The sequence below is a fragment of the Parabacteroides chinchillae genome, from assembly GCF_900108035.1.
Taxonomy (GTDB): Bacteria; Bacteroidota; Bacteroidia; order Bacteroidales; family Tannerellaceae; genus Parabacteroides; species Parabacteroides chinchillae.
In genome coordinates this window covers 93,132-107,163 of the sequence record NZ_FNVS01000008.1, presented here as the reverse complement: position 1 = coordinate 107,163, position 14,032 = coordinate 93,132, and the positions used below count along the sequence as shown (strand labels likewise).

10 protein-coding genes are annotated in these 14,032 nt (G+C 40.5%); 7 read left to right on the top strand and 3 right to left on the bottom strand.

What is annotated here, in order from left to right; translation table 11 throughout:
* Positions 1-127 precede the first annotated feature (127 nt).
* Positions 128-2,791, bottom strand: a complete 2,664-nt coding sequence (locus C4S38_RS08005; protein WP_103983287.1) for a transglutaminase-like domain-containing protein — start codon at positions 2,789-2,791, stop codon at positions 128-130.
* Between the two features lie 311 nt (positions 2,792-3,102).
* On the opposite strand from C4S38_RS08005, the gene C4S38_RS08000 reads away from it, so the two are divergent.
* The 4 genes from C4S38_RS08000 (at position 3,103) to C4S38_RS07985 (ending at position 6,964) form a co-directional block, all read left to right on the top strand.
* On the top strand, positions 3,103-4,602 hold the full coding sequence (locus tag C4S38_RS08000; protein ID WP_103983286.1) for a potassium/proton antiporter: 1,500 nt from the start codon (positions 3,103-3,105) through the stop codon (positions 4,600-4,602).
* 109 nt (positions 4,603-4,711) lie between these two features.
* The gene (gene porX / locus C4S38_RS07995; RefSeq protein ID WP_103983285.1) at positions 4,712-6,262 is read left to right on the top strand and encodes a T9SS response regulator signal transducer PorX; all 1,551 of its coding nucleotides are present in this window, start codon (positions 4,712-4,714) and stop codon (positions 6,260-6,262) included.
* 68 nt (positions 6,263-6,330) lie between these two features.
* Positions 6,331-6,750: a tRNA (adenosine(37)-N6)-threonylcarbamoyltransferase complex ATPase subunit type 1 TsaE gene (tsaE, locus tag C4S38_RS07990; protein ID WP_103983284.1), complete on the top strand. Its 420-nt coding sequence runs from the start codon at positions 6,331-6,333 to the stop codon at positions 6,748-6,750.
* Between the two features lies 1 nt (position 6,751).
* On the top strand, positions 6,752-6,964 hold the full coding sequence (locus C4S38_RS07985; RefSeq protein WP_103983283.1) for an immunity 17 family protein: 213 nt from the start codon (positions 6,752-6,754) through the stop codon (positions 6,962-6,964).
* Between the two features lie 195 nt (positions 6,965-7,159).
* Here C4S38_RS07985 and rnr read toward each other — a convergent pair whose 3' ends face one another.
* A complete protein-coding gene (gene rnr / locus C4S38_RS07980) occupies positions 7,160-9,343 on the bottom strand; it encodes a ribonuclease R (protein ID WP_103983282.1) in 2,184 nt (727 codons plus the stop codon).
* Positions 9,344-9,449: 106 nt separating this feature from the next.
* Entirely contained in the window at positions 9,450-10,361 is a 912-nt protein-coding gene (locus C4S38_RS07975) for an SMP-30/gluconolactonase/LRE family protein (RefSeq protein WP_103983361.1), read from the bottom strand.
* Positions 10,362-10,555: 194 nt separating this feature from the next.
* On the opposite strand from C4S38_RS07975, the gene C4S38_RS07970 reads away from it, so the two are divergent.
* From C4S38_RS07970 to coaD, 3 genes are read left to right on the top strand one after another with little or no spacing between them, the layout of a single operon-like run.
* Complete coding sequence (locus tag C4S38_RS07970) at positions 10,556-11,683, top strand: hypothetical protein (protein ID WP_099463841.1); 1,128 nt, start codon at positions 10,556-10,558, stop codon at positions 11,681-11,683.
* Between the two features lie 5 nt (positions 11,684-11,688).
* Complete coding sequence (locus C4S38_RS07965; protein ID WP_099463842.1) at positions 11,689-13,554, top strand: DNA topoisomerase IV subunit B; 1,866 nt, start codon at positions 11,689-11,691, stop codon at positions 13,552-13,554.
* Positions 13,541-14,014 (top strand): pantetheine-phosphate adenylyltransferase, encoded by a 474-nt coding sequence (gene coaD / locus C4S38_RS07960; protein WP_099463843.1) that lies wholly within the window; start codon positions 13,541-13,543, stop codon positions 14,012-14,014. The genes C4S38_RS07965 and coaD overlap by 14 nt, the downstream gene beginning before the upstream one ends.
* The last annotated feature ends 18 nt before the right edge of the window (positions 14,015-14,032 follow it).

The following is a 14,032-nucleotide window of genomic DNA, read 5'->3' as shown; positions in this document are numbered from 1 at the left end:
GTGTCTAATTATTTTATGAGTACAAAATAATATCAACCATATTTCAGTAAAATGAAACAGATATTACAATTCTGTGAAGAATACGAATAATTAAGTAGTTAACTACTATAAGTTGAGCAAGCCCAACTTATAGTTTATGTATCACCTTCATCAATTGTTCGCCCAAACCGATCGTGTAACCCTGAGACACGAAAACCACACGGTTGAAAGTATCGGCTATGATAAAGATCGGCAGCGTATTGGATTGCGGCAATTTCATTGCACTTACAATTTCTTTCTGGATTGCATTGTCAATATCGATACCGTAGGTAATTGTATTGGGTAATTCGCCGAATTCCTTCGGATCAAAATTCTTATAACCTTTTTCATCAGGGAAAAGCAGAACCATACCGCGCCCCCACTCTTCCAATTCTTTCTTAACGGCAGCTATGTCACGCATTGCATGATTAGTAGGTTCCTGGCGAGCGCCTAAAATAGCCACAACATAATAACCACGGCCGGTAGTTGCCAAAATGCTTGTTTCTTCTCCATTATCAGCGCGTCGGAACTTATCTTCCGAATTAAAGTTTCCTATTACCTGGATTTCATCTTTATTTTCCCGCATTTCCAGTTTAATTGGTGTTGTTTCGCCCTCTTCTACTTTAAAGAAAGTCATCTCAGACAACACACTACCGTTTGCCATACGCGTTCCGGTAACCAGCACATAATCTCCTGTGTCCAGTGTCAACGGATTTTTCAGCAAAGCGCTCCAGGTATCTCCCGTGCCCATATCAGCACCATTTCCCGATTCAAAATTTAATGTCTGCAATTTACCATCAGGCAACACTTTTGCAATTGTGAAATGGCTGAAGTATTTCGGGTCTTGTAATGCCTTAATCGGAGCATAGGAAGCCACAACCTTACCTTGTCTGGCAGTAACCGGGGCAACAGCTTCAAAGTCTACATCTATCCATTGCCCATCTTTATTATATTGTACTTTACGGGCTACCGGTTCAATACGTGCCGGAATACCTAAACTACGCGACAAAGCGACAAAGAATATATCCCTTGAATTTATATCCGATACACGTGCCTTCCAGACTCCTATCGGCATGATAGAAATACGCTGCGCATTCAAATCATTATTTATCGTAATGCTATCTTTCACCCACCGGACCAACACCTGCGGATCATCCTTCGCCTGTTTTGCAAAGGCGGAATCTACATTTGCAGCAAAGAAACTCTTATACGGCGTAAGGAACTCTAGTGCTACACGCGGATTCATAACATATTCCGTAAACAGTTCGCTATCAGATTGCGGCGTATTGTTCAAATGGTCTGCCAATACGGAAGCAGGAGTATCACGGACATCTTTAGCCGAAATTACACCTAGCAAGGCAATAGCCTGAGCACGTTTATCGGACGGAGTTTCGCGAAGGAACTTCTCTATTTCGTTATAATTGCCACGGCTTGCCAACATATATTTGGCGGTCAGGTCTTCATCCGTGCCCAATTCTTTGGCAAGCGCCACAGCCTTGTCTACAGTATAGAATGTTTCTACATATTTATTACGGATGGCATCCTCTTCAAGCAAACGTTTTGCATTTGCTTCCTTTTGTTCGTCGGTTACACTGACAGGTATAGTACCGTCTACCGGCGGAACAATATCCAACACAGACGTATCGATTACATCACCCGGTACTTTATTTAATTGAATAGTTATACTGCCGTCTTTGCCAAAAGAGACTTTACTATATCCAAACTTACCGTCCTTACTTGCCCAAACAAGCATGTCTCCCTTACCGGCTGAAAGCGAACATTTGCCATCGGCATCCGTCTTCTTACGTGCAACGGAGTAAAACTCGGCATAATTATATATCTTAAATTCCACCTCTGCACCCTGTACCGGTTTACCTTCCGTATCGGTTACGATAATCTCTGCCCTGGCAGACGGAGCATAGTTGTCTATTACATTGATTTCGGTATATCCGTCCGTACGTTCCATTACATCTTCCGGGCCATTATATTTGCCAAATACTTTCGTATGCATCAACATGCCACGGTAAGCAGGCCCGTTAAACCAGCCCATATTAAGGACAGGTTCCGGCTCGCATGCTCCCAGAAAATACCATTTGCCGTTTACCCATGCTTCTACCCACGCATGATTATCATCGGTATGCGCCCATCTGGGTGTATATACCTGACGTGCCGGGATGCCTACCGAGCGAAGAGCAGCCACGGTAAAAGTAGATTCTTCGCCACAACGCCCGTACGCTGTCCGTACCGAGGCCAACGGCGAACTTGTACGACCATCCGAAGGCGTATAGATAACCTTCTCATGACACCAATGATTTACTTCCAGCACGGCATCATAAAGAGAAAGTCCTTTTACGCGGTCTTTCAATTCTTCAAAAAAGACCGTGCGGCTATTATCCAGATTTTCATTGTTTATACGCACCGGCAAGACGAAATGACGGAATACCTGTTCCGGGATACTGTCTCCCCAAGGCATTTCCTTTTGTGCCTTGAAAGATGAGCGAATATTATCCAGATAGAAATCTCCGCTGTAATCAGTAATATCTCCGATCGGCATATAAGCATACATAAACGTAAGTGCTTCTTTTTCTTTCGGAGTCATTTGCTCATTGAATACTTCGAACAGATTGCCGTCCGGTAATGCAGCCTGCTTAGCCTGGAAATCTTTTTCCACTTCGACCCTGTAAGCATTGTCTGTAATAAAGTGCTCTCGGCGGTTACAACTGGTTATCAGTAACAGAGCACATAGTAGTGTAAATAAATGTTTTTTGTTCATATAGCGATCGTATGTGCGTCAAAAATAGTGATTTTCTTCAAAACAGGAAAAACCCTACAGATAAAAAGGTTGTTAATATAATAGGAAAGATAAAGTTTATTAAATCCGTTATGCCGTTTTTTTAAGTATTTGATGCTATACTTTTACTAAATAGTTCCATATTTACAAATAAAAGTTAGATATACAGCAGATAATATAATAACAAAGAAGATTTGTCGGGTATAATTACTATTTTTGTTCTTCATTTTCCATTGAATACAAAGAGCTTATGCATCTGATAACAAGTAATAATATAATAAATCATTTAACCTATGTTTCATAACGGCGAAGAGGTATTGTTGACAGCCTCTATTATTTTGTTTTTAAGTATTTTTGCCGGTAAAGCCGGTTATCGTTTCGGACTTCCTGCGTTACTCTTGTTCCTGGGAGTAGGCATGCTGTTCGGAAGCGACGGCCTGGGTATACAGTTCAGCGACTCACATTTTGCACAATTCATCGGTATGCTGGCATTAAGTATTATCTTGTTTTCCGGCGGTATGGACACAAAGTTCTCCGAAGTCAAGCCAATTGCCTCACAAGGAATAGTGCTGGCTACTATAGGAGTTTTTGCAACCACCTTTATTACCGGCGGATTCATATATTGGTTATCAGGCTTTGCGTCCCAATACGTGTCGCTCACTTTCCCCGAATCGCTGCTGATGGCTGCCGTTATGTCATCTACCGACTCGGCTTCCGTCTTCTCCATATTACGAAGCAAAGGCGTACATCTGAAGCAAAAACTGCGCCCCACGCTGGAACTCGAAAGCGGAAGCAACGACCCCATGGCATACATGTTGACTCTTATATTGATAGCCTATATACAACAGGGGGACATGGATTTGATGGAAGCCGGTTTCTCGTTGGTCATCCAGTTGATTGTGGGCGGTATAGCCGGTTACCTGTTCGGGCGATTAGCCGTATATATTATTAACCGTATAAACATAGAAAACGAATCTTTGTATCCTATTATGATACTGGCAACAGCATTCCTGACTTTCTCTGCCACCACGCTTTGCAAAGGAAACGGCTATCTGGCAGTATACATTGCCGGATTAATCGTGGGCAATTCAAAGATAGTGCACAAGAAGAGTATCGGTACCTTCTTTGACGGTTTCGCCTGGTTATGGCAAATTGTAATGTTCTTAACGCTGGGATTGCTGGTAAACCCACACGAATTGCTACCGGTAGCAAGTATCGGGCTAACAGTTGGTATCTTTATGATTATTATAGCTCGCCCGGTCAGTGTGTTTCTATGCCTGCTTCCTTACAAGAACTTCGATCTGAGAGGAAAGCTATACATATCTTGGGTAGGATTACGCGGAGCAGTTCCTATCATCTTCGCCACTTACCCGTTGATTGCCGGGGTAGAACATGCCGGTTTGATATTCAATGTCGTGTTCTTTATCACCATCTTGTCTTTGCTAATCCAGGGAACTACCGTAACATTAGCTGCCAAATGGTTAAACCTGATAGCCGCTCCAATCAAAAAGGATGCATTTGGCATCGAACTTCCCGAGGATATAAAAAGTGCAATGAGCGAAATAGACATAACACCGGCCGTACTGCTGCATGGCAATAAGCTGATGGAGCTTACATTGCCCGACCATACTTTGGCAGTTATGGTAAAACGTGAAGGACGTTACTTTATTCCCAAAGGCAACACCGAGCTGAAAGAAAATGACAAATTACTGATGATTTCAGACAATGACGAAGCTTTACTGCAAGCATATAATGCTTTAGGTATTAAAGATTACACGATCAAGAAAAATTAATGAGCCTAAAAAACAGCGAAGAATATACAAAACAAAGTTCCCTTTCGTTATATTTTCAACAATTCGGTATAGATTTGTAGTTATATTACCAAACAGTAATAAATAAAATATGGCAGTAAAGAAAGATAAGGTACTTTGGGCAGACGATGAGATTGATTTGCTGAAACCGCATATCCTGTTCCTGCAGGACAAAGGATATGAAGTGATTCCCGTGATCAGTGGGCAAGATGCCATTGACTGTTGCAAGGAGCAATCCTTCGACATTATCTTTCTGGATGAAAATATGCCCGGCCTCACAGGTCTGGAAACACTTGCTTACATAAAAGAAATAGACCCGAACGTTCCGGTAGTCATGGTAACAAAAAGCGAAGAAGAAAGCATCATGAACCAGGCTATCGGAAATAAAATCGCCGATTACCTGATAAAGCCGGTCAATCCCAACCAGCTTCTTCTGTCTATTAAAAAGAATGTCCATAAAAATGTAATCATTTCAGAGACAACAACTGTAGGTTACCAGCAAGAATTCAGTCGCATAGGTATGCAAATAAATGATTCGCTCACTGCCGGCGAGTGGATGGAAGTATATAAAAAACTGGTATACTGGGAACTGGAACTGGAAAACAACCAGGTGCAAATGCAAGACATGCTCCGGATGCAGAAAGAAGAAGCCAACAATGCCTTCGGTAAGTTCATAAAACATAATTATACCGAATGGATACAAAATCCAGAGTCGCGGCCGCTAATGAGTCCCGACCTGTTTAAAAAGAAGGTATTTCCTATGTTGGATAACGAAGAGAAGGTGTTCTTTATCCTCATAGACAATTTCCGGTTGGATCAATGGCGTGTTGTAAAAGACTTGCTGACCGATTACTATACGATGGAAGAAAACCTTTATTACAGCATTCTTCCGACTGCAACCCAATATGCGCGAAATTCAATCTTTTCAGGCCTAATGCCGCTTCAAATAGAAAAAATGTTCCCCGATTTATGGGTAGATGAAGACAGCGAAGAAGGCAAGAATCTGAACGAAGCCCCTCTTATCAAGACTCAGATAGAACGCTTCCGCAAAAAATATACATTCTCATATAACAAAGTACACGATTCCCAATATGGCGAAAAGCTACTGGGAAACGTAAGTTCACTTACCCATAATCAACTGAATGTCGTGGTATTAAACTTTGTAGACATGCTATCACATGCTCGTACTGAAAACAAAATGATACGTGAACTGGCAGAAAGCGAAGCGGCCTACCGGAGCCTTACCAAATCATGGTTCCAGCATTCTTCCACTTTAGAATTATTTAAGCGGATCGCTACGAAAGGCTACAAAGTTATTGTAACAACCGACCACGGGACAATCCGGGTAGATAACCCGGTCAAAGTAGTAGGTGATAAAAATACCAACACCAACCTCCGCTATAAAGTAGGAAAGAATCTGAACTATAACCCGAAAGAAGTTTTTGAGATGCGCGATCCCGAAAAGTTCGGGCTACCCTCTCCTAATTTAAGCAGTAAATATATCTTTGCTACAGGGCAAAGTTTCTTTGCTTACCCTAATAATTACAACTACTATGTTTCTTATTATAAGAACACCTTCCAACACGGAGGGATTTCAATGGAAGAAATGATGGTACCGTTTATTATTATGGAACCGAAATAATTTTCGGGAACGGACAATTAATTACCTTTGCAGCCAGAATACATAACAAACATAATAAGATCATTTATATGAATACAATAAAGATCGATAACTTGGATACGATCCGCCAGGCTGCCAAAGAGTTTATTGCAGCTATGGACGACCGTACAGTTTTTGCCTTTTACGGAAAAATGGGAGCCGGTAAAACCACATTCATAAAAGCTATCTGCGAAGAACTGGGAGTGGAAGATGTAATCAACAGCCCCACATTTGCAATTATCAACGAATACCGTAGCGATGAAACAGGAGAACTGATTTATCATTTCGATTATTATCGTATCAACAAACTAAGCGAAGCCGAAGACATAGGAACGGAAGATTATTTCTATAGCGGAGCCCTCTGTTTTATAGAATGGCCTGAAAAGATAGAAGAATTATTGCCGGAAGATGTCGTTTCGGTGACAATCAGTGAGAATGCAGATGGTTCGCGCTCTGTAGAATGGAAATAATATGGAACCTTCCGAATACTTTATTCTTGCCTTATTCATTGCATTAGGCATATTCTCGATTATAGCCGCCGCTTTCAACTTCGATTGGTATTTCCAAACTAGTGGTGCAATGACATTTGTGAGGAAATTCGGACGTAAAGGAGCACGGATTTTCTACACAATTCTGGGACTGGCATTGATTGCCTGCGGAGTTACCGGATTACTTTATTGGTAAATACAAAAAAACTTATGAAATTAATAAACTGTTGTTCTTATTTTTCACGTATCTGTTGATTATCTTTATTACAGGCTGTAATAAAGATAATTCAGTAATAGAAGGTAATACTATCCCCGCAACAATCAAGAGGGACTGCTTCGCTATTCATGAAGCAGTCCCTTTCTTGTTTTCCTGATATAAGTCTTTCGACCTTTATTCCATTAATAAAAAATCCAGCTGTTTCCGTTCCAGGTTTGCTTGTGCCACCTTGATTGTGATCGAATCGCCTAATTGATATTTACGCTTCTTACGTCTACCGATCAGACAATAGTTCTTTTCATCAAACTCGTAGTAATCGTCGTCCAAATCGCGAATAGGAACAAGACCTTCACATTTATTTTCATTCAGCTCAACATATAATCCCCATTCGGTCACTCCGGAAATAACACCGTCGAATACCATGCCCAACTTATCACTCATAAACTCTACCTGTTTATATTTAATAGAAGCACGTTCCGCATTAGCAGCCACTTGTTCCATTTCAGAACAATGGTCGCAAAGTTCTTCATATTTGCTCTTTATTACGCTACGCCCGCCTGCCAGATAACGTTCCAGCAAACGATGTACCATCATATCCGGGTACCGGCGGATAGGAGATGTAAAATGAGTATAATAATCGAACGCCAGACCATAATGGCCAACATTATCCGTTGAGTATTTTGCTTTCTGCATTGCGCGGATGGCAACAGTCTCAATCAGGTTTTCTTCCGGTTTACCTTGCACCGAATCCAACAAGCTATTAATTCCTTTTGATATTTCGCCCTTATTTCCCTCTGTCTTCAACTTATATCCGAAACGGCGGATAAAACTGGCAAAGTTTTCCATTTTATTCGGATCGGGCAATTCATGAATACGGTAAACAAACGTCTTCTTAGCTTTGCCTCTAGGAGGACGGCCTATAAATTCGGCAACCGTACGGTTTGCCAGCAACATGAACTCTTCTATCAGCTTATTCGCTTCTTTTGATTCTTTAAAGTAAACACGGATCGGTTTGCCATTTTCGTCTATCTCAAACTTAACTTCATAACGATCGAAGTTTATGGCACCATTCTTAAAACGTTTTTCCCTCAACTTCTTGGCTAGTTCATTCAAAGCCAGAATCGCTTCTTTGCAATCACCTTCACCGGTTTCAATTACCTCCTGAGCTTCCTCATAGGCAAAACGCCGGTCACTTTTAATAACCGTACGGCAAATACGTGAGTTTTTCACTTCTGCATTCTCATCCAATTCAAAGATTGCAGAGAAGCAAAGTTTTTCTTCATCCGGACGAAGCGAACATATCTGATTACATAACCTTTCAGGCAACATAGGTATGGTACGATCTACCAGATAAACAGAAGTAGCCCTGTTTACAGCCTCTTTATCAATCAAGCTATCTTGTTTGACATAATACGTTACGTCAGCAATATGAACACCCACTTCCCAATTGCCATTTTCAAGACGTTGAGCAGAAAGAGCATCGTCAAAGTCTTTCGCATCTTTCGGGTCTATCGTAAAAGTCAATATATTACGGTAGTCTTCACGTTGCGCGATCTCTTCTTCAGAAACTTTATCAGGAATTTTATCTGCTGCCTTTTCTACACTCACAGGATATTTATACGGCAAACCGAATTCGGCCAAAATAGCATGCATTTCAGCTGTATTTTGTCCGGCAGCGCCTAATACATCAATTACTTCGCCCAACGGATTCTTAGCATTTTCCGGCCATTCAATAATACGCACTACAGCCTTATCTCCATTTTTCCCTCCGTTTAGCTTTTCTTTCGGAATGAAAATATCATTAGCCAGCGTTTTGTTTTCTGTAATAAGAAAAGCGAAACTGCCGGAAACTTGAAGTTTTCCAACATAAGTACGTTCCTTTGTTTCCAGTATTTCCACAACTTCGCCTTCAGGTTCAGCACCTTTTCGTTTAGCAAAAAGTTGCACTTTTACCTTATCTCCATCCATAGCATGACCGGAATTTCGTTCGGCTACAAATACCGGGCTTCCTCCGTCTTCGGGGATAAAAGAGTTTTTACCATTACTACGGCGCATAAATAAACCAACAGCAACAGTTCCCAGTCCATTCAACCGATAACGTCCACGATCAATTTCAGTAATAATATCTTCGGCTGCCAGATCATAAAGGATGTCTGCAACCTGCAACTTCTGTACCTGGCTTTCCAGTCCTATAATCTTACTTATTTGCTTGTAATTGAATGGTTCTTTCGGAGAAGATTGAAAAACAGAGATTGTGGCTTGTATCATAGCCTCTTTTCTCATTCGTTTGCTTTTTCCCTTGTCTTTCTTTTCCTTCTTTTCTTTGTTACCCTTCTTTCCGGATTTGTTCTTTGTCATAAATCTTTTAGTTTAAAAAGAGATAAGCAGATATCTCTTTTACAAAGTAAACAAATATAATTGATATCCTGTTTACGTTTAAATTAATTTGATAAAAAGACTTGTATCATTCATTAAAATAATTGGCCTGTATACCTTTTGCTCCTGGCTTACAATAGAAAAGACTTCCGCTTAACGGATATTTCTTCAATTCCTCGTCAGATAAACCCGAACGAGCCGTAGTAATATACAGTTCATCCATGCTTCTGCCTCCAAATGCACAAGAAGTAACATTTGGAGCCGGGACTTCCACTTTCGCCAACAAATCGCCTGTATACGGATTATAGCAATATACACCAAATCCTCCCCATTGGGCAATCCATAAATTATCTTCGCTATCTATAGTCATTCCATCAGGCAAGCCTTGCTCCGAAGGAATACTGACAGCAACGCCGTCATAAAGTATATCGCCATTACTAACGTCATACCGGTAACGCACTATTTTACGAGTCGGTGTATCGTTATAATACATATATTTTTTGTTTGCCGACCACACGATTCCATTGGAAATAGAAACTTTTGTAATTTTAGTTATTACCATTCCATCCGGAAGTACACAATATAATTTACCTGCCTGAGGGGTAGCATTCAGGCTCATGGTTCCAACCCATAAACGCCCTGCCGGGTCGCATTTTCCATCATTACAACGGATAGTACCATTTTCATCAGGGATCGAGGCAATTGAAGTAACAGACTGGTTACACAAATTTACACGGGCTATCTCATCCTGAAAAGCAACGATGACAGTACTGTCAGTCTCAGGAACAACTGTTGATATCATACGATCAAACGTCCGCACATTACAATCTTTTTTCGAAGGAAAATATTCATAAAGTGTTTTTCCTTCAATATCTACCCAAAACAAAGAACGGCGGTCCGGATGCCAGATTGATCCTTCGCCTGTCACAGCTTCAACTTCAAACACCTTCTCGGCAGTGAGAACTTTTGGGGCCTTAACACAAGAATTTCCTAAAAGCATAGTTGATGATGCTAATAAATTAAATAATAAAAACTTCATGTAATTGCTAACTATTTTTGGTTTTCTCTATACAAGGTATATATCATGTTCATACAAACATACGGTTTTAATCAACAACTTTAAAACCTAAGCGTCATTATTTATTTACACAATCAATTTATTTATGTAAATTTGCCAATCTAATTGAATGATGGATGAGCGTAATAATTAAAGAAGTAACCGGAAAGAAAGAACTTAAGAAGTTCGTTAAATTTAATATCGAGTTATATAAAGGGAATCCCTATCATGTGCCTGGCTTGATAGACGAAGAGATGGTTACATTAGATAAAAAAAAGAACCCGGCCTTTGAAGTTTGCGATGCAATATACTTTCTAGCCTATAAAGACGGTAAAATTGTTGGCCGTATTGCCGGAATGATAAACCACCCGAGCAACGAAGTCTGGGGACAGAAACGTGCACGCTTCGGTTTTGTGGATTTTATAGACGACAATGAAGTAGTTGACGCTCTGTTCGGAGCTGTAGAAAAATGGGCACGCGAGCAAGGCATGGAAGAAATTCACGGGCCAATGGGCTTTACAGACATGGATCACGAAGGCATGTTAATAGAAGGCTTCGATCAAATCGGCACAATGGCTACCATATACAACTATCCTTATTATCCTAAGCAGATAGAACGTATCGGATTCAAGAAAGATCAGGATTGGCACGAATTTAAAATCTATATTCCAGACGGTGTACCCGATAAACATTTGCGCATCGGAGAAATTGTAAAGCAGAAATATGGATTAAAAGTAATGAAATTTAAGAATGCCAAAGAAATTATGCCTTATACCAAACAGGTATTCCATACATTAAATGCTGCTTTTGCACCTTTATATGGTTTTGCTCCGCTCACGGAAAAACAAATCGATTATTATATAAACATGTATATCCCGATGCTCCGTTTTGATCTGGTTACTCTTATCATAAAAGAAGATGACAATTCAGTGGTCGGTTTCGGGATATCGTTACCCAACCTGTCAAAAGCATTGCAAAAAGCAAAAGGGCACATGTTTCCATTCGGATGGATCCATTTGCTGAAAGGGCTAAAAAGCAGACCTAAAGTAATAGACTTATACCTAACCGGAGTTTTGCCTGAATATCAAAGCAAAGGCGTAAACGCATTACTTTTTAATGATTTGATTCCGGTATACAAAAGCATAGGAGCTGTTTATGCAGAAAGTAATCCCGAACTGGAAACTAACAGCGCCGTACAAGCCCAATGGGATTACTTCAAACGTGAACATCACAAATCAAGAAGAGCATTTATAAAAAAGTTATAATCAATATGGACGAACTGAATTCAACTATACAACAACCAACAGAGTATAACGACGATGACATCAAGACACTGGATTGGATGGAACATATCCGCCGGCGTCCCGGTATGTATATCGGTAAATTGGGAGATGGAAGTTATGCAGACGATGGAATCTATGTATTGTTGAAGGAAGTACTAGATAACTCCATCGACGAATATATGATGGGTTACGGTAAGACCATTGAAGTTACTGTAGAAGAAGGTTCTGTTACCGTACGCGACTATGGACGAGGTGTTCCTCTCGGCAAGGTTGTCGATGTATCCAGTAAGATGAATACAGGCGCCAAGTACGATAGCAAAGCATTTAAGAAATCAGTAGGATTGAACGGTGTAGGTATCAAGGCTGTAAATGCATTAAGCAGCTATTTTCTAATCACCAGTTATCGTGACGGCGAATGCAAACGAGTGGAATACAGCAAGGCCATCATTACAGAAGAATCAGGTATACAGCCAACAGAGGAAGCAAACGGAACCATGGTTTACTTTATTCCTGATCGCGAAATCTTCAAAGACTATCAATATAAGGATGAGTTCATTGAAAGCTTATTAAAAAATTATGTTTTCCTAAACTCCGGCCTTACCATTACTTATAACGGAAAGAAGTTCCATTCACGCAACGGCCTGGTTGATCTGTTAAATGAAAACATGACAACAGACCCTTTATATCCGATCATCCATTTGACAGGAGAAGATATCGAATTGGTTATTACACACAGCAACCAATACGGCGAAGAATATTATTCATTTGTAAACGGACAACATACCACACAGGGCGGAACACATCTTTCAGCTTTCCGTGAAGCTGTAGGACGCGTTATTAAAGAATATTACAACAAAAATTTTGAATATTCGGATATCCGGGCCGGAATTGTGGCGGCAATCAGTATTAAGGTAGAAGAACCTGTATTTGAAAGCCAGACCAAAACAAAACTGGGTTCTAAAGATATGGGACCGGAAGGTCCGACAGTAGCCAAATTTATCGGAGACTTTATCAAAAAAGAACTGGACAACTACCTCCATAAGAATGCCGATACCTCAGAAGCTCTTTTACATAAAATACTTGAAGCAGAAAAAGAACGCAAAGCAATAGCCGGTGTAACCAAACTGGCACGTGAACGCGCCAAAAAAGCAAATTTGCATAACCGTAAATTGCGTGACTGCCGTATCCATTTAAACGACACAAAAGGAGAACGGACAGAAGAGAGCAGTATCTTTATCACAGAGGGAGATTCGGCCAGCGGTTCCATCACCAAAAGCCGTGATCCGAATCTTCAGGCAGTATTCAGTCTGCGTGGTAAGCCATTAAACAGTTATGGACTTACCAAAAAGATCGTTTACGAAAATGAAGAATTCAACCTGCTGCAAGCAGCTCTGAATATTGAGGACGGTCTGGAAGGATTACGTTATAACAAGGTGATTATTGCAACGGATGCCGATGTAGACGGTATGCACATCCGTTTGCTTCTGATTACTTTCTTCCTGCAATTTTTCCCTGATCTGATCAAGCGTAACCATGTATATATATTGCAGACACCACTTTTCCGCGTACGTAACAAGCAAAAAACATGGTACTGTTATAGCGAGGAAGAACGTTTGGCAGCCATACAGGCAGCAGGCAAAAATCCGGAAATTACCCGGTTCAAAGGATTAGGAGAAATTTCGCCGGACGAATTCAAACACTTTATAGGTAAAGATATTCGTCTCGATCCGGTAACCATGAAGAAAGAAGACTCCGTAAAAGAAATGCTGGAATTCTACATGGGCAAAAATACAATGGAACGACAAAATTTCATTATAGATAACCTTGTAATAGAAGAAGATGTTGTCAGTTGAAAATAAAAGAATAGCACTGTTTCCGGGGACGTTCGATCCTTTTACCATCGGACATCGGTCATTAGTAACCCGGGGACTGACGTTAGTGGACGAAATCATCATATCCATCGGTATAAATGATAAGAAACTAACCTATTTTTCACTTGAGAAAAGAATAGAGGCAATCCAAAACCTATACAAAAACGAACCAAGGGTAAAAGTTATGTCCTACAACTCACTGACAGTCGATTTTGCACTTGAGGTAGGAGCCCATTTTATTCTGCGCGGTATCCGTACGGTAAACGACTTTGAATATGAAAAGACGATTGCCGACGTAAACCGTAAACTTACAGGAATCGAAACTTTTATCCTTTTTACCGAACCGGAACATACACATATCAGTTCTAGTATTGTACGTGAACTTTTACGATACGGAAAAGACATTTCCCTGTTTGTCCCTAAAGAAACAGAATTGTATTAATGAATCAGGAAATTAATA

Coding starts and splice junctions, on each gene's coding strand:
- C4S38_RS08005 (WP_103983287.1), bottom strand. CDS start 2,791: ATGAACAAAAAACATTTATTTACACTACTATGTGCTCTGTTACTGATA.
- C4S38_RS08000 (WP_103983286.1), top strand. CDS start 3,103: ATGTTTCATAACGGCGAAGAGGTATTGTTGACAGCCTCTATTATTTTG.
- porX (WP_103983285.1), top strand. CDS start 4,712: ATGGCAGTAAAGAAAGATAAGGTACTTTGGGCAGACGATGAGATTGAT.
- tsaE (WP_103983284.1), top strand. CDS start 6,331: ATGAATACAATAAAGATCGATAACTTGGATACGATCCGCCAGGCTGCC.
- C4S38_RS07985 (WP_103983283.1), top strand. CDS start 6,752: ATGGAACCTTCCGAATACTTTATTCTTGCCTTATTCATTGCATTAGGC.
- rnr (WP_103983282.1), bottom strand. CDS start 9,343: ATGACAAAGAACAAATCCGGAAAGAAGGGTAACAAAGAAAAGAAGGAA.
- C4S38_RS07975 (WP_103983361.1), bottom strand. CDS start 10,361: ATGCTTTTAGGAAATTCTTGTGTTAAGGCCCCAAAAGTTCTCACTGCC.
- C4S38_RS07970 (WP_099463841.1), top strand. CDS start 10,556: ATGAGCGTAATAATTAAAGAAGTAACCGGAAAGAAAGAACTTAAGAAG.
- C4S38_RS07965 (WP_099463842.1), top strand. CDS start 11,689: ATGGACGAACTGAATTCAACTATACAACAACCAACAGAGTATAACGAC.
- coaD (WP_099463843.1), top strand. CDS start 13,541: ATGTTGTCAGTTGAAAATAAAAGAATAGCACTGTTTCCGGGGACGTTC.